Here is a 15,111-nt window from a genome sequence, read left to right as displayed (position 1 = left end):
CGCGCGCGATCACCCGCGCGGATCGAAGAGAAAGCGCGGGACGCCCGCGCGAAAGAGGCTCCGAAGGCGGAGCGTCAGCGAGCCGGGCCGGCCGGAGCCGACCGGCGCGCCGTCCACCTCGGTCACCGGCATCAGCTCCATCGTGGTATTCGTGAGGAAGCACTCCTCGGCCTGCCGCAGGTCCTCGGGCCGGTAACGGCCCTCCTCGACCGGCAGGCCGGCCTCCCGCGCCAGCAGCAGGACTACCTCACGGGTGATCCCGTCGAGGATCCCGCAGTCCAGGGCTGGTGTGCAGAGCCGCTCCGCCAGGATGAAAAAGAGGTTGCTGGCCGTGCATTCCGCGAGGTACCCGTCCGCGTTCAGCATGAGCCCGTCGAAGGCTCCCGCGCGGACCGCCTGCCGCTTGGCCAGGATGTTGTTCAGGCAATTGAGCGACTTGATCTGCGGCGGGAGCGCCGCCGCGAGGTTGCGGCGCACCGGGACGATCGCGAGCCGGACACCCTGCTCGAACCATGCCGGCGGGTACACGGGCAGCGGCTTGGCGATGATTACCACAGTGGGGCGCGGGCAGAGCGCCGGGTCCAGCCCGATCTCGCCTTCGCCCCGGGAAACCGTGATCCGCAGGTATGCGTCCGCAAGTCCGTTGCGCCTCAGCGCCTCGCCGAGCAGCGGCCCCCAGTCCTTCTCCGGGATCGGCAGCTCCAGGCCGATCGCGCGGGCTGACCGCGCCAGGCGCGCCAGGTGCTTCGGCAGCATGAAGATCCGGCCGTCGTAGGCGCGGAGCGTCTCGTACACGCCGTCCCCGTAGAGGAACCCATGGTCGAAGACGGAGACCCGCGCCTGCTCGCGCGGAACGAACCGGTCGTTGAAGAAAATCCACATTGACTTTTCGCGCCGTTCGCGACTCGTTGTTCGTCCTCGTTTGCGAGAGACGAGCAACGAGAGACGCTTCACGAGGTTACAACGGGCCTAGTGCCCTGAAGAGCGCCTGAGCTTTGTAGAGCGTCTCGTCGTATTCCCGGGCAGGGTCGGAGTCGGCCACGATCCCGGCGCCGACCTGGACGTAGCCGCGGCCTCCCGCGAGGACCAGCGTCCGGATGAGGATGTTGAAGTCCAGGTCCCCGCTCCAGCTCAGGTACCCGAGCGAGCCGGTGTAGGGGCCGCGGCGGACTGGCTCCAGGGCCTCCAGGATCTCCATGCAGCGGATCTTCGGCACGCCTGTGATCGTGCCACCCGGGAACATCGCCCGGATCAGGTCGAAGCCATCCAGCCCCTCCCACAACTCGCCCGTCACGTTGGAGACGATGTGGCTGACGTGGGAGTAGCGCTCGACGACCATCAGCTCATCCACCCGCACCGAGCCGTAGCGGCAGACGCGCCCGAGGTCGTTGCGCTCCAAGTCCACGAGCATCAAATGCTCCGCCCGTTCCTTGTCGTTGGTCAACAATTCCTTGGCCAGCCGGCGGTCCTCCGGCAGGGATCGGCCGCGGGGGCGGGTGCCGGCGATCGGGCGGGTGTCCGCGCGGCGCCCCTGGAGGCGGACGAGCCGCTCGGGCGAGGAGCTGACGAGACAGACCTCGTCCAGGGCCAGCAGCGCGGCGAAGGGCGAAGGGTTCACCCGCCGCAGCCGCCCGTACAGGGTTGCCGCGAGCGCGCCGGGCTTGGTGCCGGCGGGCAGCTCGATCGTAAACCGTTGGGACAGGTTCGCCTGGTAGATGTCGCCGGCCCGGATGAACTCCTTCACCCGCTCGACCCCCTCCATGTAGGCGGACCTGGGCTGATCCGCATGGAGCGCGAGCGGCTCGGCTGGCAGGGGAACGAGCGGGGCGGCGGGCGCTGACAGCCGGGCTTCAAGCGCGGCGAGCCGGTCGCACCCCTCCCGGTAGAGCTTGTCCCGAGACTCCCCCAGCAGGCGATCGAGCGGGGGCGCGAAGATCAGGTACAGCTCGCCGGTCAGATGGTCCGCCACGGCGACCAGGTCCACGAAGGCGAAGGCGAGGTCGGGCAGCCCGAGGTCGTCGACGGCCAGCGCCGGCAGCCGCTCGAAGCGGCGCCCGAGGTCGTAGCTCAAGAATCCGACAGCCCCGCCGAAAAAGGGCGGGAAGCCCTCCGGCCGGGGCCTCCGCGACGCGCGAAGCCGCGCGGCGAGCGCCTCGAAGGGATCGCCCTGCATCCGGACCGTGCCCTCGTCTGAGCACAGCTCGTACGCGTCGCCCTTGCCGACGAGCAGGAGGTAGGGGTCGCCGCCCAGCACGGAGTAGCGGGCGGTGACAGGGCCGCCGTTCCCGCTCTCCAGGAGGAAGAAGGGGCGGTCCGGCTGGGCGAGTCGGCGGGCCAGCTCAAAGGGGTCCGCGCCCGGGAGCGGCACGGTCGCCATGAGCGGCTCGGGCTGCGCCTCCAGGAGAAACCGGGCCCGCGAGGGACGGATCATGGGGTCACCCCTCAACCTGTGCGGATCCCGTTCCGATCATGGAGAGACTTGTAACACAACCGCCTGGCCGATTGGGAGGTCGCTCGTCTCCTTCGCTCGGCGCGGCGTCCCCGAGGATGGATTCCGAATGCCGGAGTGGCAAGTGGTGACCCGGGATCGGCTATCGTGGTGGCTCATGGCTGTCTGCTCCCGCTCGAGGACCACCGCTGGAGGCCGAGCCCATGACGTTCGGGACGCTGTACCTTGTGCCGTTGATCGTCACGCCTGCCCCGCGGCGCCGGCCGGCGCGTCCGGGGCGGGCATCGGCTTGACTTTTTCCCCTTGAGTTTGCTTGAATGCGGCGTCTTGATCGGCCGCGGGGCGTCGGCCCGCGCGGCGCCACGTCGGAGACCATGCCGCCCTCGACGGATCCGTTCTACGCGGGCCTGGGGCAGGCCGTTCGGCTGGGCACCGAATTGCTCGCCGCGCTGATCGTCGGGGGCGGCCTGGGCTGGCTGCTCGACACCTACCTGTTCGCTTCGGGGCCCTGGGGCCTGGTCGCGGGGTTGGTCCTCGGCACGATCGCGGGGATTCGGAACGTGTACCGCGCCGCCCAGCGGTGGTCTCAGTCATAAGCCCGACAGAGAGGACAGTCCTTGGACAACCCGCTCCATCCCTTTGAGCTGCACCAGATCGTGCACCTCTCGCTCTTCGGCCTCGACGTGTCCATCAACCAGGCCGTGATCATGATGTGGGTGGTCGTGGGGCTGACGGCGACGCTTTTCCTGGTCGCCGCTGGCTCGCGCCGGCTCGTGCCCACGAAGCTCCAGAGCCTGGCCGAGCTGTTCGTGGAGTTCATCCGCGGGATGATCACGGACACGATGGGGAAGAACGGCATGCGGTTCTTTCCGCTCATCGCCACGCTGTTCGTCTTCATCCTGTTCTGTAACCTGCTCGGGCTCGTGCCCGGCACCTATACGGTGACCAGCCAGATCGTGGTCACAGCAGCCTTCGCGCTCGCCGTGTACACGCTCAGCATCCTGCTGGGGTTCGTCCTGCACGGCGTGAAGTTCCTCGGCATCCTGGTGCCGCCGGGCACGCCGGGGTGGCTGCTCCCGCTCATGGTGCCGATCGAGCTGATCAGCCAGCTCGCGCGGCCGATCTCGCTGGCCGTGCGGCTGTTCGCGAACATGACGGCCGGGCACACGATCCTGGGCGTGCTGTTCGGGCTTGTGATCACGGGTGGCCTCCTCATCGGCTGGCTGCCCTTCGCGTTCACGATCGCCATGAACGCGCTGGAGGTCGGCATCGCGTTCATCCAGGCCTACATCTTCACGATTCTGTCGTGCGTGTACCTCGGCGATGCGATCACCTTGCACGGACACGGCGACGCCCACGCGCATTAGGTGACCCATGCCGCAATTTGAGACCGAGTTCTTCTCGTCGCTGATTTTCTGGGAGGTCGTCTCGTTCGGCGTCCTCCTCTGGGTGCTGTACAAGTTCGCCTTCCCGCCCCTTCTCGAGGCCCTGGAGACCCGGGAGCGGAAGATCCGCGAGAGTCTGGAGCAAGCCGAGCGGCACCGCGCGGAGGCGGAGCGCAAGCTCCGGGAGTACGAGGCAAAGCTGAACGCGGCGTCGCGCGAGGCCGAGGCGCTCCTGGCCCAGGCCAAGGAGCGCGCCCAGCGCGTGCAGGAGGAAAATGAGCAGCGGCTGCTGGCCGACGCCGAGCGGATCAAGGCAGAGGCCCTGCGCGAGATCGAGCACCAGCGGCGCAAGGCGGTGCAGGACATCCGGCGGGAGACGGCGGACCTCGCGCTGCTGGTCGCCGAAAAGGTGATCGAGCGGAGCCTGTCGGAGGCCGACGCGCGCCGCCTGGCAGACGAAGCCCTCGAGGCGGTAGCGGATTTCTCCTGTAAGGGGGGAGAAGTGAGCAGGTAGCTCACTGGCCTCTCACCCCTCGCCCTTCACCAGTTCGCGCCGCCCTGCTTGTAGCCTTCCAGATCGAGCGTGACGAAGCGGAACCCCAGTGCCTTCAGGCGTGCGGCGATGCGCGCGCGTCTGGGCTTCTCCAGCATCCGCCCCACCTCGTCGCTCGCTAGCTCGATCCGGGCGAGGTCGCCGTGATCCCGCACGCGGACCTGCCGGAACCCCTCCTGAGCCAGGACCGCCTCGGCCTGCTCGACCCGGCTCAGCCGCTCGCGCGTGATGGGAGCCCCGCGCGGGATGCGGGAGGAGAGGCAGGCGGCCGCTGGCTTGTCCCAGTTGGAGAGGCCCAGCTCCCGGGCCAGGCTCCGGATGTCTTCCTTCGACAGCTCCGCTTCCACGAGGGGACTGCGGACGCCGAGTTGCCGGGCTGCCTGGATGCCAGGCCGGTCGTCGCTGAGGTCGTCCAGGTTGGTGCCGTCCACGATCGCGTTGATCCGCCAGTCGTCGCGGAGCTTCCCCAGCGCCTCGTACAGATCGCTCTTACAATGGAAGCAGCGATCCGCCTCGTTCCGGACGAAGTCCGGGATGGCCAACTGGTCGGTCTCGATCACGACGTGGCGCGCGCCCACCTCGGCCGCGACGCGGCGGGCGGTCTCCAGCTCGAGCTCGGGGAATGTCGGGGAGACCGCCGTCACGCCGACCGCCAGGTCGCCGAGCTGGTCGTGGGCGACTTTGAGGACGAGCGAGCTGTCTACGCCGCCGGAATAGGCGACGATGACCGAGCCGAGGTCCTCCATGAGGCGTCGCATTCGTTCCAGTTTGCCGAGCGGCATCGTCATAACGTCCGTGACCAGTGATGAGCGATCAAGTGCTAGGCGACGACGAGGAGCGCGACACGCCTCGCGTGCCCCTCGTCGCCCGTCACGCGTTCCTATTGCTTGACCTTGGCCTTCTCGAGGTTGCCGACCAGGACGAGCGCGTAGCGGTCCGGGTGCAGGTACTGCCGGGCGACCCGCATGACGTCCGCCTTGGTCACGCGCTCGATCCACTGGGGGTAGTCGGTGAAGTAGTTCAGGCCCAAGCCGTAGAATTCCACCTGGCTCATGACGTCGGCCAGCTTCGCCGTCGTGTCCAGCCGCAGCGGGAAGCTGCCCACCAGATAGGCCTTGGCGTCCGCCAGCTCCTCGTCGGTGACGGGCCGCTCCTGCATCCCCCTGATCTCGGCGAGCACCCCGGCGATTGCCTGGTTGGCCATCTCGTTCCGGGTCTGGAGGCTGACCAGGAACGCGCCCGGCATGAGGTTGGCGTCGAAGTGGCTGCCGACGGCGTAGGCGAGTCCCTGGTTGTCGCGGATCGAGTCCATGAGCCGTGAGGAGAATCCCCCGCCGCCCAGGATGTAGTTCATGACGACGATCGGATAGTAGTCCGGGTTGGTCCGGCTGACGCCGAGGTGCCCGACGACGATCGTCGCCTGCGTGAGATCCTTGGGGATCAGCTTGACGATCGGCTTCTCGATCGGCGCAGGCTGGGCGATGGGACGGGCCGGCGGTTCCCCCCGCTTCCACTCGCCGAAGTACTTGTCCACCAATGTGCGGGCCCGCTCGACCGTGAGGTCCCCGACGATCGTCAGGATGGTCTGGTTGGGCAGGTACTCGCGGGCGTAGAAGGCCTGCACGTCCACGCGGGTCAGCGTGGGCACGGTCTGCTCGGTCCCGTTCGCGGGCCACCGGTAGGGATGGCCGTCGAAGACGAGCTGGTTGAAAGCCTTGGAGGCGACCGCCCCGGGGTCGTCCTGCTCGCTCAGGATCTCGCCCAGGATCTGGCTGCGGACCCGCTCCAGCTCGGCCTCGGGAAAGGTCGGGTGCAGGAGGATGTCGGCAAGCAGCTCGAAGCCCAGCTCCGCATCCTTGTGCAGCACCCGCGCCGCGGCTGTGGTGAAGTCCTCGCCAGCCTTGACCGCCAGCGTGCCGCCGACGAACTCGATCTGCTCGGCGATCTGCTTGGCCGAGCGGGTGGCCGTGCCCTCGTCGAGCAGGGCGGCGACGAGGTTCGCGAGACCGGCCTTGCCCTCCGGATCGTGCGCCGAGCCCGCCTTGACCAGGGCCTGGAGCTGGACGATCGGGAGCGAGTGTTGCTCCAGGACCAGCACCGTCAGCCCGTTGGGAGTCGTGAAGCGGACTGGCTTCAGCTCCGCCGCTGGGGCCCATCCCGGGCCGACCGGCAGGCTGAGCAGGGCGACCAGGGTGCCGACCGTGAGAGCCGGCCTGTGCGGAGTCCGCCTCACCGCGCGGCCCTCGCAGTTTCGCCCGGGCTGGCTTCCCGAGCCGAGGGCGTCGGGATCAGGATGCCGACCGTGCGCCGGTCGGCGACGAAGTACCGGCGGGCGACCCGCTGGACATCCGCGGCCGTCACGCCCCGGAGTCGCTCGACGAAGTGTTGGATGTCGCGCCAGCCCGCCCCGACGGTTTCGGCCTGCCCGAGCAACATGGCCTGCCGGAAGTTGGAGTCCTGCCCGAAAATGTACGCGGCTTCCACCTGGTTCTTGGCGCGCTGCAGCTCCTGCTCGGTCGGCGGGGCCTCCTGGAGCCGCTCGATCTCGCGGTAGAGCGCGCGCTCGGCCTCCTCCGGCTTCTGATCGGGCTTGAGCACGATATAGCAGTAGAACAGCTCGGGGTCGGCCTGCAGCCGGCTGTACTCGGCGCCGGCGGCGAGCGCGAGCTTCTGCTCGTAGACCAGGCTCTGGTACAGCCGGGAGCTCTTGCCGCCGGCCAGAATGGTCTCCAGCACCGTGAGCGGGTAGGAGTCCTCGCTGCGGAAGTTCGGCACGCGGTAACCGGCCATGATGAAGGGCACCTGCGCCTCCCGCTTGACGATCACCCGGCGCTCGCCCCGCTGCTCCGGCTCCTCCACCGACGGGGGCGGTGGGACCGGCTTCTGAGGGATCGGCTCGAAGAGCCGCTTGATCGTCGGCAGCAGCGCCTCCGCCTTGATGTCGCCGACGACGACCAGGGTCGCGTTGTTCGGGACGTAGTAGGTGTCGTAGTGGCGCTTGAGGTCCTCCCGGGTCATCGCGTTCAAATCGGGGAACCAGCCGATGATCGGCCAGTGGTAGGGATGCATCATGAAGGCCTGGGCGAAGAGCGTTTCAACCAGGAAGGCCTGGGGATCGTCCTCCGTGCGGAGCCGGCGCTCCTCCTTGACCACCTCCCGCTCGAGCTGGAACTCCTTGTCGTCGAGGAGCAGCCCCCCCAGCCGGTCCGCCTCCAGCTCCAGGGCGAGCTGGACCCGGTCGGCGGCCAGGTTTTCGAAGTAGGCGGTGAAGTCCTGACTCGTGAAGGCGTTATCGTTCCCGCCGTTCTTGCGGATCGTGCGCGAGAAGACGCCTTTGGGATACCGGGCGGTGCCCTTGAACATCATGTGCTCGAGCATGTGGGACAGCCCGGCGCGCCCCGACACCTCGTTCCGGGAGCCGACCTTGTACCAGATCTGAACGGTAGCGACCGGGGCCTTCGGCTCCTCGACCAAGAGGACTTTCATCCCGTTGGCGAGGATGGACTCGTGGACCGCGCCCGCGAGCGGGGCCCCAGGCCGGGCGAGCAGGAGAAGAAGGGCGAGCAGGAGAGCGGCGGGGACAAGGCGGTTCCGGCATGGATTCATGATTCAGCGCTCCGCGGTCGGCGGTTGTACTTCTAACAATCGGCAGGAAGGGGTGTCAAGGGGCGCCTCACGGCGAGATACGCCCGCCGCGGCCGCGATCCTGTGCGGGCGCGGTGAACAGTTTCAGGAGACATGGATACGGAAAGGGCTAGGTTGAAGCCGACCATCCAGGAAGCTGGCCCAGTTGCCCGCAGGCTCCCAGGATGTCGCGGCCCTTGCTCTTGCGGATGAAGACATCCAAGCCGGCCTGACGCAGAACGGATTGGAAGCGCAGGACCGTTGCGTCGTCTGGCCGGCGGTAGGGGCTGCCCTGGAAGGGATTGAAGGGAATCAGGTTCACCTTGCAGCGGATGCCGCTGACCAGCCGGACGAGCCGCTTCGCGTCCTGCTCGCTGTCGTTCTCGCCCGCCAGCAGGACGTACTCGAACGTCAGCTTCTGCCGGGGGGAGGGCCTCCGGTGGCCTTCCCAATGCAACGGGTACAGGGCGCGGCAGGCGTCGAGTAGTGCCCGCAGGGGGTAGCGCTTGTTCACGGCCGGCATGAGCCGGTTCCGCTGGACCTCGGTCGTCGCGTTGAGCGACACGGCCAGGTTGACGCCGAGCGCCGCTACGTCCTGGAGGCGCGAGGCGAGGCCGGCGGTGGAGAGGGTGATCCGGCGTGGCGGCAGGCCGACCCCCCAGTCGTCGTTGGTCAGGCGCGCGATGGCCTCGGAGACCTCCGCCAGGTTGGCGAGCGGCTCGCCCATCCCCATGAGGACGAGGTTCGTCAGCCGCTCCCCGGGCTCCAGGCGGTCCTGGACGCTCAGGACCTGGTCCACGATCTCGTGTGCCTTGAGGTTGCGTTTCAGGCCCATGGTCCCGGTCAGGCAGAAGCGGCAGTCCAGCGCGCAGCCGACCTGGGTGGAGAGGCAGAGAGTGAGCCGGTCCTCGTCGGGGATCAGCACGCTCTCAACCTGGAGGCCGTCCTCCAGCGGGAAAAGGAACTTCCGCGTCCCGTCCGCGGACGCGAGCACGCGGGCCTCCGCGAATCGGCCGATCCAGGCGATCGCAGCCAGACAGGCCCGCTCGGTCTGGGAGAGGTCGGTCATGTGCCCGATGTCCCGGACCCGCTTCCGGTACAGCCAGCGAAGGATCTGTTTGGCCCGGTACCGGGGCCAGCCCAACTCCTTCACGAGGCGCTCGGCTGATGCCAGGTCCAGGCTGAGCAGGTTCGTGTGCGAGGCAGCGCTGGGCGCAGCAGAGCGTACGGCCATGCGGCGAGCCTAGCACAGGCCGAACGAGCGGAACAAGGCGCGTGGACCGTCTCTGGATCGCTCTGGTATAATCCGGCTTGGTGCTGCTATCTGGGCGCCAGGTACCGCTCCTCACGGGGACTCTCTGCCGGCGCACGGCGACGGCCGTGATGCTGCTTGTCGCCGTCCCGCTGTCGTCCGTGTCTTCGGCTCCCTCCGGCACTCTTCCCGAGCTTGCCTGCGAGACCGCGGAGTCCTGCTACCGCGCGGTGCTGGCAGCGCGACCCGCGGCGCGGCTGCGCGGGGATCAGCTCCAGGCCCAGGTCGAGCGGCTGCGCCTGGTGCAGGAGCGACATCCCGGCACCGTCTGGGCGCGGCGCGCGGGCCTCCTGCGGGGCGTGCTCCTGCTCCAGCAGGAACCAGCGGAGGCGGTGCGCTTTCTCCGGGCGGCGCAGCGGGACTTCCCCATGCTGGACGATTACGTTCGCCTGTGGATGGGGGAGGCGCTCCTGAACGAGGGCGAGCCGGCCCACGCCGTTGCCTGGCTGGAGTCCGTCCCCGAAGCGGCGCCGGATACCCTGTTGCAGACCCGCGTGGCAGCCCGGCTGGGACAGGCCTGGGCCCGGCTCGACCAGTGCGGCCGGGCGAGCGCCTGGCTGACGAAGGCGGTCGCGCTGGGCCCCCAAGAGCCGACCGCGGCGCCCTCGCTCCTGCTGCTGGCGGATTGCCAGGCCAAGGAGAGCCGGCCCGCAGACAGTCTCGCCGCCCTCCGGCAGCTCTGGGTCCGCTATCCCCAGACGCCCGAAGCGCGCGAAGCGGAAGCGCGCCTCCGGCGCAGTGTGGGGAACGGCGACTGGACGCCGACGCCCGAGGATCTCTTCGAGCGAGCGCTTTCCTTCGCCAACTTGGCGCTCCACGCCGAGGCGGTCGACGAGCTGCAGAAGTTTCTAGCGGCCGCCCCGGCGCATCCGCAGCGGGAGGCCGCGTTGTTGCGGCTCGGCACGTCGCTGGCCCGGTTGCGGCGCTACGAGCAGGCGCGCCCGGTCTTTCAGGCGCTCGCCGCGGAACCCGGCCCGTCGCAAGGAGAGGCGGTCGTCTGGCTGGCGCGGGCTCACCTCCGGTTGGGCGATGGCGAGCGTCTGCTGGCCCTCCGCCAGGCCCTCTCCAAGTGGGTGCTCACGGCCGAGCAGCGGGCCTCCGTGCTCATGATCGTCGGCACCTGGCACGAGGACCAGGGGCAGGATGAGCTGGCCTTGGCCGCGTACCAGGATGCCGCCCGGCTCGGCGGCGGCCAGCGGGCGGAAGCCTTCTGGCGGATCGGCTGGATTCGTTACAGGACCGGCCAGTACCGGCAGGCTGCGGAGACCTTCGAGAAGGTGCTTGCCGGAAAGGACGAGACGGTGCCGCCCGCCCAGGCCCTTTATTGGACGGCTCGCTCGCTGGAACGGCTCGGCGACAAGGGCGCCGCAGACCGCTACCGGCAGGTATGCCGCCAGTACCCCTTCACCTATTATTGCCAGCTCGCTCGGATTCGCACCGAGGTGGGCGTGGCGGTGGCGGCCGAGGGGCCGGCGGCCCAGTCGGTCGCCGGCGGCGACGAGGCCATTGTAGGGGATGCCCACTACCGGCGGGCGGTGGAGCTGAAGCTCCTGGGGCTGGAGGCCGAAGCGGCCCGGGAGGTCGGGGCGGTCCTCGAGCGGTTTGCGGGCAATCGCCGGCTGCTCCTTGCCCTCACCCAGCGGCTCAGCGAGGCCGGCGCGTACGGCCAGGCGCTCCGGATCGCGCGCCTGCACTTCCGCGACCACCTGGAGAAGGGCGGGGACGGCGTGCCCCCTGGCCTGTGGCACGTCGCGTACCCCACCGGGCACCTGGCGACGATCCGGGCGCACGCCGGCGGGTCGGTGGATCCGTTCCTGGTCGCCGCGCTGATCCGCGAAGAGAGCCAGTACGACACGCAGGCGGTCTCGCGCGTCGGCGCGCTCGGACTCATGCAGCTCATGCTGCAGACCGCGCAGACGGTCGCCAAGCAGCTCGGGGGCGCCGACGTGCTGCGCGAGGATCTGTTCGACGAGGAAACGAACATTCGGCTCGGTGTCGCCTACCTGGGCGGGCTCCTGCGCCAATTCTCGGGTAACGTGGTGCACGCGGTCGCCGCGTACAATGCGGGCCCTGCCGCTGTGTCTGCCTGGATCGCCAAGTACGGGACCCGGGACCCGGACGAATTCGTCGAGCTGATCCCCTTCCAAGAGACCAGGCAGTACGTCAAGCGCGTGCTGCGGAGCTACCGCGAGTATCATCGCCTGGCCGGAAGCAATTCCTGCGCCGCGTCGCTTGACAAGGTCTGTTGAAGTTCCTATAAGGAGCCGTCGGCGATCAACAGCCAGCCCGATGAGCGCTGAGCGCGTCACGACGGGGGAACGATGCCGCTGGAAAAATTAGAGGCGTTGGAAGAGCGCGTTCGGGGGTTGATCGAGCTAATCCAGGATCTCAGGCGAGTGAACGAGAAACTGCAGAAGGAGTTGCAGGCGATGCGGGACCGTTTGCTGCGGCAGGAGGAGCTGAACCGCCGCTGGGAAGAGGAGCGCAGCGACATCAAGGTGCGCATCGAGAAGGTCTTGCACGAACTGGACTGCCTGGACGGTGTGGAGGGGCCGAAGGAGGTGGCGCTTGACTAAGGCCGTCGAGGTCGAGATCTACGGGCAACGCTACACGGTCAAGGGCGAGGGGGACGCGGCCTATATCAAGAAACTCGCGGCCTATGTGAACGACCAGATGCAGCGGGTGGCCAAGGGGATGAAAAGCTCCACCCCCGCCAAGCTCGCGGTGCTCGCCGCCATCAATATCGCCCACCAGTTCTTTCAGGCCGAAGCGCGGCTGCGGGAGGAAGAAGCGGACATCGAGCACCGAGCCGCGACGCTGTTGGCCTCGATCGAGCAGCAGCTTGCCGCCTCCCGCCACCGGTAGCCCAGGCCCCAAGAACGTCTTGCAATGGTCCGGTGTATCTGGTACCCTACCTCGGTGCCCTCCCCAACAGGGTGGGGTGTTGTGGGACGGTTAGGCAATCGGCTCCGGTGTGGGGGAAGCAGGACACGTCGAGTTTTCCACAGGCTGGTCAGCGTTCCTTGAACGTGAAAACATGCGGGTGTTCGCCAAGAGGTTCTTTCCGGTCTGCAGGGTGTTGAAGGAGGTCGTGCTCACGGTCGCCCCTCGGGGCGTCGGGACTCCCTGTCGCGGGTGGCTGCTCACACGGTGGGAGCGCGAGCCCATCCCGCTGCGCCTTCGAGCGAGCGAACGGGGGCGCAGGATGGTCCCGTTGCATCGGCAATGGGTGCCGGGCGGGGGCTGGCCTCCGAGTCCTCTGCGGATTGGCGTTCGGTAACGGGTCATCAGCCGCAAGACGCACGTCCCGTCTTTTCCTTCACCTCGTTCGGGGTTATTCCCGAATCCGCGTCCGTCGCCTTCCGGTTGCCCTCCGTCCCGACTCGCTTGTTCGGATCAGACCGAGTCCGGCTGAAAGGGGGGTGGAGACCATTCTGACGAGCATCGCGACATACGTGGTCGTGGCGATTCTGGGCGCGCTGGCCGGCGTCGGCTTGCACATGGCACTCCGCCGGAAGGCGCTCCAGGCCGCCACACTCCAGGCTCAGGAGCAGGCCCGCCAGCTCGTTCAGGGAGCGGCGCGGGAGGCGGACACGCTGGTCAAAGAGGCTAGGCTGGAGGCCAAGGACCTCCTCTTCCAGGCGCGCGCTGAGCTGGAGAAGGAGCAGAAGGAGAAGCGGCTCGAGCTGGGCGCCCAGGAAAAGCGCTTGCTTCAAAAGGAAGAGAACCTGGACCGCAAGGCGGGCGCGCTGGAGAAGCGGGAGACCGAGTGCCAGAGACGCGACCAGATGCTGGATCGGCGGGAGGAAGCCCTAGCCGCCAAGGAAGCCGCCTGCGAGCAGCTCATGCGGGAGCACCGCCAGGCGCTCGAGCGGGTGGCGGGCATGACCGTGGACGAGGCCAAGCGCCAGCTCCTGAGCGAGATCGAGAGCGAGGCGCGCTTGGAGGCGGCCGGCGTCGCCAAGCGGATCATTGACGAGGCCCGGGAGAACGCGGAGCGGGAGGCGCGGGAGATCATCGCCCGGTCCATCCAGCGCGTCACCCGGGACTATGTCTCGGAGGCCACCATCTCGGTGGTGCCGATCCCCAACGATGCGATGAAGGGCCGGATCATCGGCCGGGAGGGGCGGAACATCCGCGCCATCGAGGCCGCGACCGGCATTGACCTGATCATTGACGAGACGCCCGAGGCGGTGATCATCTCCGGATTCGATCCCCTGCGGCGGGAGATCGCCAAGGTCTCGCTCGAGCGGCTCATGCAGGACGGCCGGATCCATCCGACGCGGATCGAGGAGATCGTTGAGAAGGTCAAGTCGGACCTCGACAAGCTGATGATCGAGGAGGCCGAAAAGGTCATCTACGAGGTCGGACTCTCGGACTTTCATCCGGACCTGATCAAGATCCTGGGCCGGCTCAAGTACCGGACGAGCTACGGGCAGAACAACCTCTACCACGCGCGGGAGGCCGCCTTCATCTGCGGCATCATGGCGGCGGAGTTGGGGCTCGACGTCAAGCTCGCCAAGCGCGGGGCGTTGCTCCACGACATTGGCAAGGCGGTCAGCCAGGAGGAGGAGGGGCCCCACGCGCTGCTCGGCGCCGATCTTGCCAAGCGGTATGGTGAGTCGCCGAAGGTCGTGAACGCGATAGCCGCCCATCACGAGCAGGTGGAGCCGATCTGTCCGGAGACGGTGCTGGTGGCCGCGGCAGAGGCCTTGTCGGCGGCCCGTCCCGGGGCCCGGCGCGAAGCGCTCGAATCCTACGTCAAGCGGCTGGAGAAGCTCGAGTCCCTGGCCACGGCCTTCAAGGGCGTCCAGAAAGCCTATGCGATCCAGGCGGGCCGGGAGATCCGCGTCATCGTGCGCCACGAGGAGGTCAGCGACGCCGAATCCTCCCTGCTCTCGCGGGATCTCGCCCGCAAGATCGAGCAGGAGCTGACCTATCCTGGCCAGATCAAGGTGACTGTCATCCGCGAGAGCCGGTTCGTGGACGTGGCGAAGTAAACCATGAAAGTCCTGTTCATCGGCGACATCATGGGCGAGCCGGGGCGCCGGGCGATCAGCCGGACGCTGCACAAGGTCGTCGGCCAGCACGCGGTGGACCTCGTGATTGGTAACGGCGAGAACGTCGCGGGTGGCTTCGGGATCACGCCGGAGCTGGCGCACGAGCTGTTCGACATGGGCCTTGCCGTGATCACGACCGGCAACCACGCCTGGGATAAGAAGGAGATCCTGGCCTTCTTCAAGCAGGAGCCCCGCCTGCTCCGTCCCGCGAACTACCCCGAGGGCGTGCCCGGCAATGGCAGCATCGTCGTGGAGACGCCGGGCGGCGAGCGGCTGGGTGTCCTTCAGCTCATGGGGCGGGCCTACATGCCGACGCTGGACTGCCCGTTCCAGGTGGCGCGCCGCGAGGTGGCGAGGCTCAAGGAGGAGACCCGGGCCATCATCGTGGACATGCACGCGGAGACCACGTCGGAGAAGATGGCCATGGGCTACTTCTTGGACGGGGAGGTCTCGGCCGTGGTCGGCACGCACACCCACGTCCAGACCGCCGACGAGCAGATCCTGCCCAAGGGCACGGCCTATCTCACCGACATCGGCATGACCGGGCCGATCCATTCTGTGATCGGCATCAAGAAAGAGCTCGCGATCGAGAAGTTCCTGACCCAGATGCCCCGGCGGTTCGAGGTCGCGTCCGGGCCGGCGCTGTTATGCGCCGTGCTGGTGGAGCTGGACGGGGCGCTGGGGAAGGCGGTGCGCATCCAGCGCCTGCGGATTCCTGAATGACCGGC

At 68.2% G+C, this 15,111-nt stretch carries 14 protein-coding genes; 8 read left to right on the top strand and 6 right to left on the bottom strand.

Annotated elements, in window-relative coordinates:
- Positions 1-9 precede the first annotated feature (9 nt).
- Together ACWHYQ_RS04400 and pabB are read right to left on the bottom strand one after the other, a co-directional pair.
- Complete coding sequence (locus ACWHYQ_RS04400; protein WP_447974525.1) at positions 10-882, bottom strand: aminotransferase class IV; 873 nt, start codon at positions 880-882, stop codon at positions 10-12.
- Positions 883-958: 76 nt separating this feature from the next.
- Positions 959-2,431 carry an aminodeoxychorismate synthase, component I gene (gene pabB, locus ACWHYQ_RS04395; RefSeq protein ID WP_447974524.1) on the bottom strand — a complete coding sequence of 491 codons (1,473 nt, stop codon included), beginning with the start codon at positions 2,429-2,431 and terminating at the stop codon, positions 959-961.
- A 392-nt stretch (positions 2,432-2,823) separates the two neighbouring features.
- Here pabB and ACWHYQ_RS04390 point away from each other — a divergent pair, with 392 nt between their 5' ends.
- Genes ACWHYQ_RS04390 through atpF form a run of 3 tightly spaced genes read left to right on the top strand, consistent with a single transcriptional unit; the run spans position 2,824 to position 4,348 of the window.
- The gene (locus ACWHYQ_RS04390; protein ID WP_447974523.1) at positions 2,824-3,045 is read left to right on the top strand and encodes an AtpZ/AtpI family protein; all 222 of its coding nucleotides are present in this window, start codon (positions 2,824-2,826) and stop codon (positions 3,043-3,045) included.
- A gap of 21 nt (positions 3,046-3,066) precedes the next feature.
- Positions 3,067-3,816, top strand: coding sequence for a F0F1 ATP synthase subunit A (locus tag ACWHYQ_RS04385; protein ID WP_447974522.1), 750 nt, complete (start codon positions 3,067-3,069; stop codon positions 3,814-3,816).
- A gap of 7 nt (positions 3,817-3,823) precedes the next feature.
- Positions 3,824-4,348 (top strand): F0F1 ATP synthase subunit B, encoded by a 525-nt coding sequence (gene atpF / locus ACWHYQ_RS04380; RefSeq protein ID WP_447974521.1) that lies wholly within the window; start codon positions 3,824-3,826, stop codon positions 4,346-4,348.
- Positions 4,349-4,374: 26 nt separating this feature from the next.
- Here atpF and larE read toward each other — a convergent pair whose 3' ends face one another.
- From larE to rlmN, 4 genes are all read right to left on the bottom strand, one after another.
- Entirely contained in the window at positions 4,375-5,169 is a 795-nt protein-coding gene (larE, locus tag ACWHYQ_RS04375; protein WP_447974520.1) for an ATP-dependent sacrificial sulfur transferase LarE, read from the bottom strand.
- A gap of 98 nt (positions 5,170-5,267) precedes the next feature.
- Positions 5,268-6,620 (bottom strand): M16 family metallopeptidase, encoded by a 1,353-nt coding sequence (locus ACWHYQ_RS04370; protein ID WP_447974519.1) that lies wholly within the window; start codon positions 6,618-6,620, stop codon positions 5,268-5,270.
- On the bottom strand, positions 6,617-7,993 hold the full coding sequence (locus tag ACWHYQ_RS04365; protein WP_447974518.1) for a M16 family metallopeptidase: 1,377 nt from the start codon (positions 7,991-7,993) through the stop codon (positions 6,617-6,619). The genes ACWHYQ_RS04370 and ACWHYQ_RS04365 overlap by 4 nt, the downstream gene beginning before the upstream one ends.
- Positions 7,994-8,141: 148 nt before the next feature.
- The gene (gene rlmN, locus ACWHYQ_RS04360) at positions 8,142-9,245 is read right to left on the bottom strand and encodes a 23S rRNA (adenine(2503)-C(2))-methyltransferase RlmN (protein ID WP_447974517.1); all 1,104 of its coding nucleotides are present in this window, start codon (positions 9,243-9,245) and stop codon (positions 8,142-8,144) included.
- A gap of 149 nt (positions 9,246-9,394) precedes the next feature.
- Here rlmN and ACWHYQ_RS04355 point away from each other — a divergent pair, with 149 nt between their 5' ends.
- The 5 genes from ACWHYQ_RS04355 to ACWHYQ_RS04335 all read left to right on the top strand — a co-directional run bounded on the left by ACWHYQ_RS04355 (position 9,395) and on the right by ACWHYQ_RS04335 (position 15,106).
- On the top strand, positions 9,395-11,572 hold the full coding sequence (locus ACWHYQ_RS04355) for a lytic transglycosylase domain-containing protein (RefSeq protein WP_447975521.1): 2,178 nt from the start codon (positions 9,395-9,397) through the stop codon (positions 11,570-11,572).
- 72 nt (positions 11,573-11,644) lie between these two features.
- Complete coding sequence (gene zapB, locus ACWHYQ_RS04350; RefSeq protein WP_447974516.1) at positions 11,645-11,899, top strand: cell division protein ZapB; 255 nt, start codon at positions 11,645-11,647, stop codon at positions 11,897-11,899.
- On the top strand, positions 11,892-12,188 hold the full coding sequence (locus ACWHYQ_RS04345; protein ID WP_447974515.1) for a cell division protein ZapA: 297 nt from the start codon (positions 11,892-11,894) through the stop codon (positions 12,186-12,188). The genes zapB and ACWHYQ_RS04345 overlap by 8 nt, the downstream gene beginning before the upstream one ends.
- A gap of 557 nt (positions 12,189-12,745) precedes the next feature.
- Complete coding sequence (gene rny, locus ACWHYQ_RS04340) at positions 12,746-14,323, top strand: ribonuclease Y (protein ID WP_447974514.1); 1,578 nt, start codon at positions 12,746-12,748, stop codon at positions 14,321-14,323.
- Positions 14,324-14,326: 3 nt separating this feature from the next.
- Positions 14,327-15,106, top strand: a complete 780-nt coding sequence (locus ACWHYQ_RS04335) for a TIGR00282 family metallophosphoesterase (RefSeq protein WP_447974513.1) — start codon at positions 14,327-14,329, stop codon at positions 15,104-15,106.
- Positions 15,107-15,111 lie beyond the last annotated feature (5 nt).

The sequence above is a fragment of the Nitrospira sp. Kam-Ns4a genome (genome assembly GCF_965152595.1).
Note: the sequence above shows the minus strand (reverse complement) of the source record. Positions and strands in the feature narration are given on the sequence as shown.